Origin of the sequence: Lysobacter sp. Root604 (assembly GCF_001427505.1) — a bacterium.
Lineage (GTDB): Bacteria > Pseudomonadota > Gammaproteobacteria > Xanthomonadales > Xanthomonadaceae > Lysobacter.
In genome coordinates this window covers 189,520-205,596 of record NZ_LMGS01000013.1, presented here as the reverse complement: position 1 = coordinate 205,596, position 16,077 = coordinate 189,520, and the positions used below count along the sequence as shown (strand labels likewise).

Genomic DNA, 16,077 nt, shown 5'->3' with positions numbered 1-16,077 from the left:
ATCATGCCCATCGATCTGATCCCGCTCGCCTCCGACTGGCTGGCCGCCTTCGACAGCCAACGCCGCCGCATCGGCGGCCTGTCGGCGGCGCTGCAGCGCTGGCTGACTCAGCGCCTGGAGCGCATGGGCGAACTCGAGCGACGCACCCGCGCGTTCCCGATCTTCCTGTTCGAAGGCACCGCGCTGTCGGTGGCCATCGACGCCCAGCAGCACGGCGCGTTGCGTCCTTACCGCAGCGCCGGCGCGACCTGGGCGGCTCCGTTCGTGGCCTTCGGGCGCGGCTTCACCCGCATCCCGCAGGCGGTCGAGGACGAGATGATCCTGCCGAACCTGCTCGGTGCGATCGAGGGCATCGTCACTGCGATCGCCGATTCCGTCGACCGCCTGGCCGACCCGCGCGCCTCCACCTTCGATCCGCGCAATGCGCGCGCCTCGGATCTGTTCGGCCTGCTCGGCATGGCGTGGCGCGGTCTGACCACCAGCACCGGCCAGCTGCGCAACATCGTCGGCGACTTTGCCAAGGCCAAAGTCCTGTTCGATGGCCCGGCCGGCGCCGCTGGCGCGGCCGGGGGCGCCGCCGCGGCCACGCCCAGCGCCGCCGTCGCGGCGGCGGCGCCCGCGCCGGCCGGCATGGGCGGCGGCGACAACATGCTGGATACCGTGCTGCGCGGCTTCACCGCGGTGATGCTGATCCTGCCGATCATTCCGGACTGGATCCGCACCCTCGCCAACGCGATCTGGCTGCGCATCCGTCTGACCATCGTCAATGCGCTGCGCGGCATCGAAGCGCGGGTGTTCCGTCTGCGCCGCGAGGTGCTGGCGTTCTTCTTCGAGTCCCTGCCCAAGATGCTGCGCGAGGTGCCGGCCCTGGTCGGGGCCATGGCCACGATGCTGCAGTGGAGCATCAACTACTTCGCCGTGGTCGCGCGCATCTACCTGGAAGTGGCGTTGTTCGCGCTGCAGCGCTTCCTGCACGGCCTGCGCCAGCAGGTCAACGAAGTGATCATCATCGTCAACATCGTGTTCCACATGATCGACGAGATCCTGGCCTTCGATCTGCTGGAGCTGGTCAAGCCCTTTATGGGTCCGACCGCGATGCTGATCGACATGATCGGAGTCACGCTGACCGTCAATCAGGTGATCGATGCGGCCGGCACCGCGATCAACTGGACCCTGTGGGGCGCGGCCAAGGCCGGCATCAACACCGCACGCGCGACCATCGTCTCCACCGCCTTCATGCCGGTGATCAACGACGTGCCCTGGGTCGGGGGCAAACTGGCCGCGCTGCGCGCCAGTCTGCTGCACGACCTGAACCTGATCGACCAGATCGTCGATGCGCTGTTCGCCGATACCGGCGGGCCGATGGTCGAGACAGAAAAGCCGCGCATCAAGCGCATGCCCAACTTCTACGACCTGCTGTTCGGCGTCCCGCCGGGCGTGCTGGGCCGCGAGGTGCGGGATTTCGGAAGCGCCCTGGGCGCCAATGTGCGCGGCCTGTTCGAGAATGTGTCGCGCAGCCTCGCCGACCTGGGCCAGGTGTTCTCGCGCACCGCCACCGATTTCGCCCGCACCGGCCCGGCAGGACGCATGCAGGAGTTCGCGCGCGAGTCGGCCGGGCTGGCCAACGGTCTCTACAACGACCAGATCCGCGCCCTCGGCGACCGCATCCACACCGCGCCGATCGGCGCCTTCGAACGCTGGCTGGCCGGTAACGGCTTCCGCATCATCGAAGCGGCGATCCCGCTGTACATCGGCGAGATGCGGCGCTGGTGGCGCGAGCGCGCCATGGCCGGCGAGGAAAGCTACGTCGAACTCACCCCGACCTCGCCGCACATCCTGGCGCGCCGCGCGCGCCTGGGCCGGGTGCGGGTGCCGCGCCTGACCCTGCGCGCGCACGACCGCGCCCATGACGAATCGCTGGTGCGCGACCTCGCCCAGCATTTCCGCGACGCGATCGGCCAGGCCTACGCCGAGGGCCGGCGCCAACTCGATCAGATCGCAGCGGGAGCAGCCTGAGCCATGGCCGACGACCACGCCTCCGACGATATGGTCACCCAGATGGGTCTGATGCTGACCCAGCTGAAGGGCCTGCGCGGCACCTTGGAACAGGTGGCGCAGGCGACCGCGCGCTATGCCGGATTCGCCTTCGCCGAGGCGTTTACGCCCAGCGGCCGCTTCGGCGCGCCGCCGATGCGCGGCGGCGCCCTGCTGGTGCACGTAAACAACCTGCGCGACCTGGTCGCCAGCAGCGGCGTGGCCGGCTTCTTCGAAGGCCTGCTCGGCGGCATCGGCCGCTTCTTCGGCGGCCTGTTCGGCGGATTGATCGGCGGCACCATCGCGGGCGTGGCCTTGCCGGTGATGATCTGGAAGATCGATTCCATCGTCACCAAGCTGCAGGACATCCTCAAGCGCCTGGGCATAGGCGGCGACGACAAGAAGCCCGCCGCGGCCGCCAAGAAGGGCGCCGGCAAGGCGCTCACGCCGACCGAGGCCGCGGTGGCGGCGGCCGACGCCGAGCCGGCCGCCACGGTCGCGGGCGCGCCCCTGACCGATCAGATCGGCGAGTTCCGCGAAATCCTGAATCTGCTCACCGGCCTGTTCGAGGCCGCCGGCAGCGGCGGCGGCAGTGGCGGCGGCTCGCCCGCGCCCGAGCGACTGCAGGCCTCGCTGACGCCGCAGCACGAGCGCTGGATGGCCATGCTGCAGTCGGTGGAGACCACCGTAGGCGGCGTGACCCGCATCATCAACGGCCTGATCATCCTGGTGCCCATGCTGGTGGGCAGCATCGCCCTGCTGTTCGACAAGCTCGACACCTTCAAGCTGGCGGTGGTCGAAATCCTGCAGTTCCTGGTGCGCAACGTGCTGTTGTTGCGCGGCGTGGTGCTGGTGACCGTGTTCGACCTGCTAGGCGTGGTCGCACGCCTGGCCGCCGGGCTGGCCCAGGTCATCGGCCAGATGGTCCAGGGCATCCTGGGCAGCCTGTTCGATATCGCCGGCACGGTGCTGGAAGGCGCGCTGGCGGTGTTCCAGTTCCTGGCCGGCGGCCTGCAGCGCACCGTCAACGGCATGCTGCGCTGGTTGGTCGACACCTTATTCATCGTGCTCGCGCGCTTCAGCGACCTGCGCGTGTTCCGTTTGATCACCCACCTGATCCAGGTCCTGCCGGCGGTGCTGCCGCCGCTGTACGAACTGCTGCGCGACAAATCGACCAGCGCGGGTGGCACCCCGGTCAGCGCACCGCTGACCGGCACCCAGATCAAGGCCCTGACCGATGCCGCCGCCCTGCCCTTGCCGGGCCCGATCACGCCTTCGACCACGTTGCCTTCGACCCTGATGCCGGCCATGCCCGATCCGGCCGCGTTGGCCGCGCCGCCCGCCGCGCTGGTGAGCCTGCGCGCGCAGATGGATGCGCTGCGCACCGGCCTGCTCGACGGCGTGCGCGACTTGGCCGGCAGCGTCGCCACCGGCTTCGGCCTGTTGTCGGATCGCTTCGATCAACTGATCTCGACGGAACTGGACCGCAGCCGCAGCGATTACGCCACCAACTTGAACGCGGTGCGCCAGCGCTCGGCCGAATTCGCCGGCGCCTTCGCCGAGGCCGAACGCGCGGTGCGCGAGCGCCCGGAGACGGGCCTGGAAGCGATCGCGCGCGCCTACGAGCAATGGCTGTCCGGCAACGGCCTGGCCACGCTGCTCGATCAGATCACCCGCCAGTTCTCCAGCACCCCGGCCACCGCCGGCGACTCCATCCCCGGCCGCATCGTCGGCGAAGCCGTCGACCGCCCGCGCGCCTCGATCGAAATCCAGGAAGTGATCATCGACCTGACCGCGGCCACGGTGGCCGGCGGCGACGGCCCGGTCGCCGCCTTGCCCGCACCCGAAGTGCTGTACGCGCAATTGCTCGCCTATCAGCGCGAACTCGCCCAGCGCGGTTCCGACGACCCCGCCTTGATCACCGCCTGAGCCCACGGAACCGGAGACGCGCCATGGCCTACGGATACCTCGCCTGCTGGAACAGCCTGCCGCCGCTGGTGTTTCGCTTTCAATTCAATCCCGAGGCGCTGACCGAGAAGCGCGCCTACAAGTACACCGACGTCGAAAACTTCGGCAATTGGGCCTTCGACAAGACCTCCGCGGCGATGAGCGCCAGCCAGCCCTGGTACGTGAAGCTGGCGACCGCGCCGGCCGGCGCGCTCGAGGACCTGAAGGAGTTCGGACCGCAGCTGGTGCGCACGCATCCGCTGGAGGCCGGTTGCGGTGAGGCCCGCACCTTCGCCCTGGATTTCGTGCTCGACGGCGCGGTGCGCCCGGAAGGTTCGACCTCGGACGTGGGCAACCTCTACGACGGCGACATCTCGCCGGACCTGGCCCTGCTGCGCTCCTTCGTCAATCCCGGCGTCGACGTCGGCAGCCTGGTCGAGTGGATCAGCAGCGGCTTCGAAAAGACCTTCGCGCCGCCGCTGTGCACGCTGATCTACGGCGGTATCAACACCGACTGCGTGATGGAAAACCTGAGCATCAAGATCACCCGCTTCAACGCCGATACCTCGCCGGCGCGCGCCGAGATCAGCGTCAGCCTCAAGCAGCAGACCAAGGCGATTTCGCCGCTGGTCGAAACCATCGAGCGCTACGTCAACGTCGCCCGAACCATGGGCCGCTCCGGCTACGGCATGGACTACGTCAACGTGCTGCCGGGTGCGTCGGTCATCAAACACATCTTCGATCTCTGAGCAGGAGCCCCCATGCCCGTTTCCGCACGATCGCGATACGCCCGCCTGGCGCCGATGCAGGCGCCCGACGCCGACGGCGAGCCGCGCACCGGCCTGCCGATCCGTCGCCACGAGAGCGTGCCCGCCAGTTCGGCGCGCTATGCGCACCTGGTCACCGGCGCCGAGTCGCTGGAGTATCTGGCATGGCGCTATCAGGGCTCCAGCGAAGGCTGGTGGCGCCTGGCCGACGCCAATCCGCTGCGTTTCCCGCTGGAGTGGCGCCCGGGCGACAAGCTCGACATCGCCTCCGGCGGCAGCGCCCCGGGTCTGGTCGAACGCGACCGGCGCTTCTGAGGACGCGCCATGAGCGACAGCCGCCAGCCGTACAAGCGCGTGCACCTGCAGGGCATCGACATCAGCGCCAACGTGCGCAGTGCCGAAGTCGAGGACAACGATCGCCTGATCGACAAGGCGGTGGTGGTGCTCAACGACCCCAGCGGCAGCGGCAGCGAAGCGCCGCGCGAGGGCAACACCTTGCTGGTCGACCTGGGTTGGGGCGAGAACCACGCGGTGCTGTTCGAAGGCGAAGTCACTCAGATCGCGAACGCGGCCGCGGGCTGCAATCCCAAGCAGCTCACCATCACCGCGCTGGACCTGTCCTACCGCATCCGCAAGCGCCCGTTCCGCGCCACCCACCACGTCGGCACGCTGAGTTCGATCCTGCGCGCCATCGTCACCCGCGAGCCCACCACCGGCATCGCGGTCGGCCAGATCGAGCCCAGCCCGGATCCGGAGTTCACCGAAGCCGCGCCGCTGCGCCAGACCACCCAGAACGACTGGGACTTCATCGTGCTGTTGGCGCGTCGCTACTCCTGCCGCGCCTTCGTCGAATACAACGGCGGCGCCTCCAAGTTCTATTTCATTCCGCTCGCGCGCCTGACCGAGGGCGAGGCGATGGGCACCTTGGCCGCCACCGGCATGGCCGGGCGCATCACCCGCTTCTCCTACGAGCGCACCGCCAGCGCCGCTTCGCCGCGACGCAGCACCGCGACCGTGGATCCGCTCACCGGCGACACCGTCACCACCACCGCGCCGCCGCCGCCGGCCGAGCCCGCGCATGCGCCCAGCGAGACCGTCGCTGAAGCCGGCGGACCCGCGCTGGACAGCGCGCTCAGCGTCGCCGGCGAAGCCACCGAAACGCCGCAAAGCCAGCGCCCTGAAACCTTCACCCCCGGCACGCCCTCCAGCGCCGCGCGCGCGACCAGCGACGCCGCTCAGGACCCGACCATGGCGCTGGGCTTCACCGCCCGCGGCGCCTGCGTGGGGACGGTGATGTTGCGCGCCAAGGGCGCGGTCGACGTCACCGGCATCAGCGGCTGGGGCGCGGGGCGCTGGTACGTGCGCAAGGTCAAGCACACGGTGCGCACCAGTTCCGGCGGCGGGATGTCGCCTGGCTACACCTCCGAATTCGAACTCACCCGCTAGGACGCCATGAACGCCATCCACCGCCACGCCGAACGCTGGTACGGAAAATACAGCGGCACCGTCACCGGCAACGAAGACCCGGACAAGCAAGGCTGCGTCCTGGTCAACGTGCCGGCGATCTTCGGCACCGAGCTCGCGGTCAACGCGCGCCCCTGCTTCCCCTACGGCCACTTCTTCGTGCCGCCGGTGGGGGCCAAGGTGTGGGTGGAGTTCGAAGGCGGCGATCCCGAGTTCGCGATCTGGGTCGGCACCTGGTACCCCAAGACCGCGACGCCGGAGGAGAGTCGGGTCACGCCGCCCGACAACCGCGTGATTCAGACCGCCAGCGGCCACACCATCGAACTCAACGACACCGACGGCGGCGCCAAGGTCGTGATCCGCCACAAGGACAACTCCTTCCTGGCCATCGACGACAAGGGCAGCGTGGTGGTGTCGAACAAGAGCGGCTCGACGCTCTATCTCAACGCCGACAAGGGCGAAGCCTCGCTGATGTCCGAGCAAGGCCACGTACTGGCGATGAACGCCGATGGCGTGGTGCTGATGAACAAGGACGGCGCCAGCCTCGACCTCACCGGCGACACCGTGCGCATCACCGCGGCCAATATCCTGCTCGAAGGCACCACGGTATCGGTGGGTTCCGGCGCCAGCGAACCGACCCTGCTGGCCAAGCAGTTCGACATCCTGTGGAAGCAGTTCATGTTCCACACCCATCCGTCCGCGATGGGCCCGACCGGTCCGGCCACGCCGCCCGCGATGTTGGTGCCGCAGCAGCACTTCAGCGCTTCGGTGCTGGTGAAGTGAGGAGACCGCGCGCATGAGCCGCTGCAGCTTCCCCGAACTGCCGATCCCGCTGTCGCTGCCGCCGTTGCCGCCGCTGCCGCTGCCGCCCGCGTTGCCGTCGATGCCGGCGCTGCCCGCGTTGCCGTCCCTGCCGGGACTGGCGCTGCCGACGCTGCCGATCGCGATCACCCTGCCGCCCTTGCCGCCGCTGCCAGTGCCGCCCTCGCTGCCGGCGCTGCCGGAGTTGCCGGCCTTGCCGGATCTGCCGGGCCTGACGCTGCCGACCTTGCCGATCGCGATCACCTTGCCGCCGCTGCCGCCCCTGCCCGTGCCGCCTTCGCTGCCCGCGTTGCCGGCGCTGCCCACCCTGCCGCCCTGCCCCCTGGACTGATGCCATGGCCCTGGACCGCAACACGCTCGAATCGACGCTGGCCGCGACTTTGCGCACCAATTTCCAGAAGGGTGTAGACGAGGAATGGAGCGGCGACGACGCCGCCGACGCGATGGCCAAGGCCATCGCCGACGTCGTCCATGCCTACGTGGTCGGCGCGCGCGTGACCGGTGTGCAGTCGCAAGTACGTGATAACGGCAACGTGCCGATAGGAACCGCCACCCAAACCGGCGAAGTCGGACTGAGCTGAGGAGCACTAGCGACATGGACAACGTCATGGGTTTCGCCTTTCCCTTCGCCCTTTCCGACGGCGGCGTGCAGCGCGCCAACGGTCAGGACAAGATTCGCCAGAACATCCGCGCGCTGCTGGCCACGCGCTTCGGCGAGCGCGTGATGCTGCGCGAGTACGGCACCCGCATCCACTCGCTGGTGCACGACCCCAACGACGACGTCATGGCCACCCTGGTCAAGCGCCAGCTGCAGGAATGCCTGCTGGCCTGGGAACCGCGCGTGCTGGTCACCAACGTCGCCTTCGAACGCCGCGAGGCCGAGCTGTACGTGCGCCTCGACTACACCCACACCAGCGAACCCAGCACGGATTCGCTGCTGGTCCCGTTGGCCTGAGCAAGGAGCGCCGTCATGGCCGTCACCGATCCGTTGCCGCCGGCGATCGATTACACCAACAAGGACTACGCGTCCTTGCGCCGCGCCATGCTCGATCTGGCGCGCCTGCGCCTGCCCGAGTGGACCGACCACACCCCGTCCGACCTGGGCGTGGTGCTGACCGACATGGTCGCCTACGTCGGCGACGTGATCCTGTACTACCAGGACCGCATCGCCAGCGAACTGTTTCCGGGCACCGCGCGCGAACGCCGCAGCGTGCTGCAGCTGCTGCGCCTGATCGGCTACGAACCCACCCCGCCGCTGCCGGCGCGCGCCGACCTGCTGCTGACCTTCTCGGTGCCGGTGGGCCCGGCGGTGATCGCGATCCCCAGTGGCGCGCAGTTCATCGCCAGCCAGCCCAGCGACGATCCGGCGACTTTCGAATACCTGGGCCCGGCGCTGTCCATCGATCTGCATTCGGATCAGGTCCTGCCCGGCGCGGTCGCCGGCCAGGCCCAGTTCGTGCTGCCCGTCTCGCACAGCCGCAGCCTGCCGCCGACCCTGCTGGGCTCGTCCAGCGGCGAGCCCAACCAGAGTTTCCGCCTGCCGCACAAGCCGCCGATCCTGGAAAGCCTGGTGGTCGAAGTCGACGAAGGCGCGGGTTGGGTGCGCTGGGACCGCCGCGACAACTTCCTCTACAGCACCGGCCCCGACGGCCGCACCCTGCTGTCCACGCGCGACTCGCGCGACTACATCTGCCAGTTCGACGAGAACGACGCCTGCGCCATCCTGTTCGGCGACAACGTGTTCGGACGCGTGCCGCCGCGCGGCACCAACAACGTGCGAGCGACCTGCCGCGTCGGCGGCGGCGTGCGCGCCAACGTGGCCGCCAACACCATTACCCGCGCGGTCACCGTGCTGCCCAACCTGCTGGCGGTGACCAACCCGGCCCCGGCCGCGGGCGGCAGCGCCGCGGAAAGCAGCGAGATCGCGGTGCGCAACGGCCCCATGGTCTATCGCAGCGGCCGCCGCGCCGTAACGCCCGACGATTGCGTCGCCCTCGCCCACCACGCCGGCGGCGTGGCCAAGGCGCGCGCGCGCGCCCGCAACTGGAATCAGATCGACCTGATCGTCGCCCCGCAGGGCGATAGCTGGCGTCCGGTGCCGGAGGCGCTACGCACCGCGCTGTTGGCCTACTTCGAGGACAAGCGCATGGCCGGCACCCAGTTGCGCGTGCTCGACGCCAGCCCGGCGCCGGTCGCGATCGCGATGACGGTGCGCTACGACGCGCGCTATCAGGCCGATCCGCTGCGCCAGCAGATCGCCGACACGGTGGCGCGCTACCTCGCCTACGACGCGGTCGATTTCGGCCAGGCCCTGTACCCCAGCGACCTGTTCGCGCTGATCGAGGCGATACCCGGGGTGCTGTCGCTGGACATCTACCGCTTCAACCGCGCCGACCAGCCCGCTTCGACCCTGGACGACGATCTGCGCCGCTACGACCTGCCGTCGATGGCCGAGCTGCCGGACTTCATCCGCAACGCCCTGATCTCGCGCAGCGCGGTCGCCAGCCGCGTCGATGTCGGGCCCTACGAGCTGCCGGTGCTGTCGCAGCTCGAACTCAGCCTGCAGATCGGCTGAGGGGGCCGGCGTGATCATCGACCGCTTCATCGCAGAATCCGACCTGGTCGCCCGCCGCGTGCGGGTGTGCTGGACGCTGACGCCGGGTCCGGGCGAGACGCTGGCCGACGCGCCACGGCAGACGCTGCGGCGCAAGACGCGCGATTTCGAATTCCCGCAGCCGCCGCTGGCGCCCGACCCCTACCTGGTCTACGACAGCGCCGCGTTCCCGCCGACTCCCGGTGGCGGCATCAGCGTGATCGATCTGCCGGCCTGGGAAGAACGTGACGGCGCCGAGCGCATCGTGTTCGAGGCGATCAGCGTCGCCCAGGACGTCGGCGGCCAGCCGCTGGAGCGCGTGCGCCGCATCGTCGCCACCAGCTACGGCGCCGACGGCCAGCCGCTGCGCCGGCGCATCGAGATCGTCGACGGTGGCGACGCGCCGCTGTCGCTGACGCCCGGCGACGCCTGCTACTACCAATTGTTCAGCGCGGCCTTCGATCCGGTCGAGGCGCAGCGCCATCGCGCCATCGCCACGCCGGCGGCGCCGCACGGCCTCAACCGCACCATGTACGACCTGCTGCCGGCCGTGCACCGCCAGTTCGACGTCAATCTGCGCCCGACCACCCCGGGTTCGGAGGCGATCCCGGAAATGGCCGCGCGTTCGGGCCAGCTGCGGCGCCTGCTCGACGTCTACGGCGCGTCCATGGACAGCGCGCGCAGCTCGGCCGAAAACCTGTGGGACCTGCACGACATCGACCGCGTCGACGGCCGCCGTCTGCCGCAACTGGCGGGCTGGTTGGGCTGGCGTCTGGGCGATGCCGATGCGCTGCCGCTGGCGCGCAACGAACTCAAGGCCACGCCGCGCCTGTACGAATCGGTCGGCACGGTGACGTCGGTCGGCGCCCTGGTCACGCGCTACACCGGCTGGACCACGCGCACCGCCGAGTTCGTGCAGCACCTCGCGCGCAGCAACCACGCGCCGCGTTATCAGATCCATGCAAGCGTGCCGGCGGGCGCGAGCTGGCGTTCGCCACTGGACGCGGCCGCCCTGCTCGGCTTCGGCGCCGGCAACGACGAAGCCTTCGGCGTCGGCCCGACGCCGGCGACCCTGGTCGGCAACGTCGCCGGCCCTTACGCGATCTTCCCCGGCGCCGAACTCAGCATCGCCGTCGACGGCGGCGCTTCGTTCCGGGTGCGTTTGGGCGCGTCGGCCTTCGCCAATCCGGCCGCGGCGACCGCGGCCGAAGTCGCGGCCGCGATCGCGGCGGTCGCCAGCGACATCGTCGCCGACGCGGTCGGCGGTCAGGTCCGACTGCGCACGCGCAGCGTCGGCCCGGAATCGCAGATCAACGTCAGCGCGCGCGAAAGCGAAGCCCTGACCCTGGACGCGGCCGGCGCCGACCGCCTTGCCGCAGCCGCCGATGCGCTGGGCCGCGTGCGCGTGTTCGCCAGCGACGCCGCCAGCGCGCCAGATCCCGATCAACGCGAAGGCGAGCGCGCGCCCTACGGCGGCCTGGTCTGCAAGACCTGGGACGCCGGCCAATGGCGCGGCGCCACCCGCTTGCTGTCGACGCGACCTGACGACGACGCCGCGGTCGCACATCCGGCCGCGGCGACCCTGGCCGACGGCCGCGTGTTCCTGGCCCGAGTCGAAGCGGCCGAGAGCGCCAACGCGCGCGTGCGCTGGAGCTTGGGCAGTTCGCGTCCGCGCTTGCCTGCCGTTCTGCAAGGCCGCCAGCTGCCGCGTTTCCGCCTGGTGGTCGGCACCCGTCTGACCCTGCGCACCGCCGGCGCCAACGACGTGTTCCAGGTCAACGCGATCGATTACGCCAATCCCGCGCTTGCGACCACGGCCGAAGTTGTCGCCGCGATGAACGCGCAACTCACCCAGGCCGTCGCCAGCCCGGCCGGCGACGGTTCGATCCGCCTGACCAGTACCGCGGTGGGTCCGACCGCTCGCTTGTCGGTCGACCTCGCGCTGTCCAGCACCGCACGCGCGCTCGGCTTCGCCCACGCCACCGCGCCCAGTTTCGGCAGTTGGGACGACACCCTCGATCTGACGCCCGCGCAGACCTTGCCCGCACTCACCCCGGGCAGGCCGACCGAACTCAGCGCGCTCGCCTCCGGCGACGGCGCCGTGCTGGCCTGGAGCGAACACGCCGACGGCCGCTGGCGTCTGCGCGCGCGCGCCTGGCTGGGCGCGTTCGATGCGATCGCCACGGTCAACGGCCTGGCTCTGCGCGCCGAGAACGGCACGATCAACGTGCTCGACAGCGCCGACGGCTTGCCCAGCGACAACGTGCGCCATTGCCTGGTCGACGGCCTGGGCGCGCTGTGGGTCGCCACCGACGCCGGCGTCGCGCGCCGCCGCGGCAACCTCACCTGGCAGGCCTTCGACATCGGCGACGGCCTGTCCAGCGACGACTGCCGCCGCCTGCTGCAGACCGACGACGGCGCGATGTGGGTCGCCACCGACACCGGCCTCTCGCGCGTCGCCGCCAACGGCGCGATCACCACCCTGGATGTCGGCGACGGCCTGGCCGGCAACGACGTGCGCGCGCTCGCGTTGGCCGGCGACGGCGCGCTCTGGATCGCCACCGCGAGCGGCCTCAGCCGACTCGATCGCAACCTCAACTTCGCCAATACGCTGGCGCCCGATCTGCCCAGCGACGACGTGCGCGATGTCGCGCTCGCCGCCGACGGCCGCGTCTGGGCCGCCACCGCCGCCGGCATCGCCGAGCGCAGCGCCGCCGGCGTGTGGTCTACGCTGGCGCCGCCGCTGGCGATCGGCAACGACGTGCGCGGTCTGGCCTACGCCGACAACGCCCTGTGGATCGCCGCCGCCAGCGGCGTGTGGCGGCGCGCGGCCGATGGCGCCTGGCGCGGCTGGTCGCTGGCCGACGGCCTGCCCAGCGTCGATGCGCGCGCCATCGGTGTCGACGGTGCCGGCAATGCCTGGGTCGCCACCGGCAACGGCGCCGCGCGTATCGATCGCAACGATGCGGTCATCGCCGTACGCAGCGCGCAGGGCCTGCCCAGCGACGACGTCAGCGCCTGGTCGTCGCCGTGGTCGGGCGCGATCGCGATCAGCGACGGCGGCGCGGCCGCCGGCGCACGCGGCGACCGCGAACCCCATCTGCTGCGCGAAGCCGGCGGCACCGTGCTGCTGCTGTGGTCGCGTTGGCTGTCCGGCGCCGCCGGACAAGACCGCCGCGCGTTGCGCGCGCGTCGCTACGACCCGGTGGCGCTGAGCTGGGGCCCGATCGCCGACGTCACCACCCCGCCCGCGCCCGGCGCTGCCGATGTGCAGCCGTCCGCGCTAGCGCTGGGTGGCGGCGGCACGCGCGTGTTCTTCAGCAGCGACCGCAACGGCGGGCGCAGCCTGTGGGAAGTGTCCTTGAGCGCGGCCCTGGTCGCGGCCGCGCCGATCGCCCTGCCCTGGGACGAGAACGCGCGCATCGCGCCGCTGCCGCTGATCCTGCCCGTGGCCGGGTTGACCCTGTTGCACCGCTGCGATGCGTCGATCGCGCTGGACCAGCTGGCGCCGATCCTGGCCGGCGCGGCGCCGACCGCCGCGCCCACACGCGTGCCCGAAGCGGCGACGCTGCGCCGGCACTGCAACACCATCACCCCGCGCATGGCCGAAACCGCGCGCAACACCCGCCACCATCAATGGGGCGATCTGCTCGCGTATACGCCGCATCGGCCGCTAGGCGGCGACGACGAACCGCCGCTGTCGCCCAACGAGTTCTACACCCGCGGAACGCTGGGCTTGTACGTGACGCGCGGCCGCTTCGGCCAGGCGCTGACCGTGGCCAATGCCGCGCGCCTGAAACAGCTGCTGGCCGAATTCCTGCCGATCAACTTGCGCGCGGTGATCGTGCTGGCGCCGTCGCTGACCACCGAGGTGCTGTACGCGCCGGGCGCGGATCTCAGCGATTCCTATCTGGACGACTACCCCTTCGTCGAACAGTTCCTCGATCTGGCCGATTCCACCAGCGCCGCCCTGCCCGACTGGGTGTTGCTGCTGAGCAATCAGGTCGCCAGCGTCAGCGCCAATCCGACCAACCTGACCACCTTGCGCCGCCGCACCTACTTCCCACCGCCGGTCTGAGCGCGTGCGTTCGCGCAGCGATCCAGCAGGCCTACCACCGAACACGCTCATCGAAGGAATCGAATTATGGACACGGACACCCGGATGCCCCTACCGCAAGGCATGTACCGCGACGTGCTGCGCGACGCCGACGGGCGCGTGATCTGGGACCGCGGCTGGGCCAAGAACGCGATCCTCACCGATTGCCGGCGTTTGCTCGCCGCCTTCATGGGCGGCACACCGGGCGCCACGCTCGGCATTCAGGGCCTGGCGGTCGGCGCCGGCCTCGCCTCCTGGGACCAGGTGCCGCCACCGCCGCCGACCGGCAACGAAACCGGACTCACCGATCCCTCGCCCTTCGTGGTGCCGGCGGCGAATCTGGATTTCACCTTCATGGACGGGCCGGTGCCTTCGGCCACGCCGACCAATCGTCTGCAAATCGTCGCCACGCTCGGCCCCAACGTACCGCCGTGGCCGAACGGCAGCCACGCCAGCGGCAATCTGCGCGAGTTCGGCCTGATCGCCCAACTCGGCGGCGCGCCGACGCAAATCAATCTCGTGCGCCATCCGGTGGTCGCCAAAGACCCGGCCAGCACGCTCGAACGCACCATCTGGCTCGTGTTCTGACACGACCACACGACGGGGACACGCCATGGCCATCATCTCGCCCAATACTTTCGATCCGATCCGCCGCTACGTCAGCGTGCGCCTGGCCCAGGGCGTGCCCCTGGCCGACGCCGACTGGAACGAAGGCGACGACATGCGTCGCTACGAGCTGCGCGCCTTCCTCCGCTGGTTCGTCGGCGACGGCGTGCCGGTCGGCAACGACGGCTTCCGCATCGCCGCGATCAATTCCGCCACCAGCTTCACCATCGTCGCCGGCGGCGGCCCGCAACCGCTGCAGGCCGGGCGCATGCTGGTCGACGGCATGGAGGCCTTCATCACCGCCGACATCGGCTTCAGCGCGCAGCCGCTGCACGCCGGCCAGGCCGGCGCCGCCGCGCTCGCCGCGAGCTGGGGCGTGCCGGTGATCGCCGCACTGCCGGCGCCGCCGGTCGCGCCGGCCACGCGCACCCTCACCGTCTATCTGGACGTGTGGGAACGTCTGGTCACGCTGGCCGAGGATCCGGCACTGGTGCTGCCCGGCCTGGGCACCGAAACCTGCTCGCGCCTGCGTCGCGAATGGGCGGTGCGCGTGCGTACCGGCGCCGCGCCGCCGGTCAACGGCGACCCCGATTTCATTGCAGGCCACAGCTACGCCGCACTGGCGACGATCACCCAGACGTCCGCCGGCATCATCGATGCACCGGCGGTGGTGGATCGCCGCCGGCGCGGCATCTCGCTGCCGTCGCAGATGGACTTCAACCAAGTGCTGTCCGACACCTTCGGCGGCGGCTATTCGGTCAACGGCAGCGGCGTGCCGCAACTGCCGTATCCGATGCGCGACGTGATCAACGCCATGCTGCGCGAACGCCCGGCCGCGGTCGGGCCGACCACCGTGCTCAACGCCGGCCCCTACAACACCCCGACCGCGGTGATCGATGCCAGCGGCGTGCCGTGGGTGTTCTGGGTGCGCGTGAACGGCCCCAACCGCTTCCTGTCCTTCAGCCGCCGCATCGCCGGGGTGTGGACGCCGCCGGCCGACGCCTTCCAGTTCACCGGCGTGCTCAGCGTGAGCAGCCTGGCGGCGGCCGCGCAATCCAACGGCACGATCCGCGTGTTCTACTCCGCGCTGTCCGGCAACAACCGCATCTTCAGCCGCGCCTTCACCGGCGCCTGGGGCCCGGAGGAACTGGTCGACTCGATCGATCAGAACTCCCAGGTCAGCGCGGTCACCGATCAGACCGGAACCATCATCGTGGTCTGGCGCCGCGACACCGCTGGCGTGTTCACCGCGCAGAGCGTGCGCTATCCCCTGGGCGGCGCCGCCGGCGCGGTCACCAACGCCGGCACCATGGTGCGGCCCGGCGATCACGCCATCACCATCGATCCCACCGGCGCGCCGCAACTGGTCTACGTGCAGGAGCCCAATCCCACGGGCCCGAACTGGAGCGTGTTCACCAAGCGCTTCATCGCCAACGCCTGGGAAGCCAACTTCACCGACTCCACCCTGACCGTCCCGGTCACCACCTTCATCGACCTGGCCGCGGGCTACACCGCCGACGGCTCGCTGTGGCTGTTCTATTCCACCGTGAGCGCGCCCGGCTTCAGCACCTTGCGCGCGCGCCGGCTCGTGCTCGGCGTAACCGAAACCCGCGAACTGCTGCCGCCGCAACAGACCGCGCGCTTCCCCAGTCTCGCGGTCGACGCCGCCGGCAACGCCGGCCTCTACATCCAAAACGGCGCCCTGCTCCAGCAGGTCGGCCTGGTCCAGCACATCTGAGCGAAAGGAG

The 16,077-nt window shown here is 70.4% G+C and carries 13 protein-coding genes; all 13 read left to right on the top strand.

The window, feature by feature from the left end; genetic code table 11:
- Window positions 1–3 precede the first annotated feature (3 nt).
- Complete coding sequence (locus ASD69_RS20620) at window positions 4–2,016, top strand: hypothetical protein (RefSeq protein WP_056183140.1); 2,013 nt, start codon at window positions 4–6, stop codon at window positions 2,014–2,016.
- Window positions 2,017–2,019: 3 nt separating this feature from the next.
- Window positions 2,020–3,963 (top strand): hypothetical protein, encoded by a 1,944-nt coding sequence (locus tag ASD69_RS20615; RefSeq protein ID WP_056183136.1) that lies wholly within the window; start codon window positions 2,020–2,022, stop codon window positions 3,961–3,963.
- 23 nt (window positions 3,964–3,986) lie between these two features.
- Window positions 3,987–4,730, top strand: a complete 744-nt coding sequence (locus tag ASD69_RS20610; protein WP_056183133.1) for a hypothetical protein — start codon at window positions 3,987–3,989, stop codon at window positions 4,728–4,730.
- Between the two features lie 12 nt (window positions 4,731–4,742).
- Window positions 4,743–5,063 (top strand): hypothetical protein, encoded by a 321-nt coding sequence (locus ASD69_RS20605; RefSeq protein WP_157489433.1) that lies wholly within the window; start codon window positions 4,743–4,745, stop codon window positions 5,061–5,063.
- Between the two features lie 9 nt (window positions 5,064–5,072).
- Window positions 5,073–6,194, top strand: a complete 1,122-nt coding sequence (locus ASD69_RS20600; RefSeq protein WP_056183126.1) for a hypothetical protein — start codon at window positions 5,073–5,075, stop codon at window positions 6,192–6,194.
- 6 nt (window positions 6,195–6,200) lie between these two features.
- Window positions 6,201–6,995 carry a phage baseplate assembly protein V gene (locus ASD69_RS20595; protein WP_056183123.1) on the top strand — a complete coding sequence of 265 codons (795 nt, stop codon included), beginning with the start codon at window positions 6,201–6,203 and terminating at the stop codon, window positions 6,993–6,995.
- Between the two features lie 13 nt (window positions 6,996–7,008).
- Window positions 7,009–7,365, top strand: a complete 357-nt coding sequence (locus ASD69_RS20590) for a hypothetical protein (protein ID WP_056183119.1) — start codon at window positions 7,009–7,011, stop codon at window positions 7,363–7,365.
- A gap of 4 nt (window positions 7,366–7,369) precedes the next feature.
- Window positions 7,370–7,615: a hypothetical protein gene (locus ASD69_RS20585; protein WP_056183116.1), complete on the top strand. Its 246-nt coding sequence runs from the start codon at window positions 7,370–7,372 to the stop codon at window positions 7,613–7,615.
- A gap of 14 nt (window positions 7,616–7,629) precedes the next feature.
- Window positions 7,630–7,989: a GPW/gp25 family protein gene (locus tag ASD69_RS20580; RefSeq protein ID WP_056183113.1), complete on the top strand. Its 360-nt coding sequence runs from the start codon at window positions 7,630–7,632 to the stop codon at window positions 7,987–7,989.
- 15 nt (window positions 7,990–8,004) lie between these two features.
- Window positions 8,005–9,609 (top strand): baseplate J/gp47 family protein, encoded by a 1,605-nt coding sequence (locus ASD69_RS20575; RefSeq protein WP_056183111.1) that lies wholly within the window; start codon window positions 8,005–8,007, stop codon window positions 9,607–9,609.
- Window positions 9,610–9,619: 10 nt separating this feature from the next.
- The gene (locus ASD69_RS20570) at window positions 9,620–13,705 is read left to right on the top strand and encodes a hypothetical protein (protein WP_056183108.1); all 4,086 of its coding nucleotides are present in this window, start codon (window positions 9,620–9,622) and stop codon (window positions 13,703–13,705) included.
- Window positions 13,706–13,771: 66 nt separating this feature from the next.
- Complete coding sequence (locus tag ASD69_RS20565; RefSeq protein ID WP_056183105.1) at window positions 13,772–14,311, top strand: hypothetical protein; 540 nt, start codon at window positions 13,772–13,774, stop codon at window positions 14,309–14,311.
- 25 nt (window positions 14,312–14,336) lie between these two features.
- Window positions 14,337–16,067 carry a DUF6519 domain-containing protein gene (locus ASD69_RS20560; protein WP_056183103.1) on the top strand — a complete coding sequence of 577 codons (1,731 nt, stop codon included), beginning with the start codon at window positions 14,337–14,339 and terminating at the stop codon, window positions 16,065–16,067.
- The last annotated feature ends 10 nt before the right edge of the window (window positions 16,068–16,077 follow it).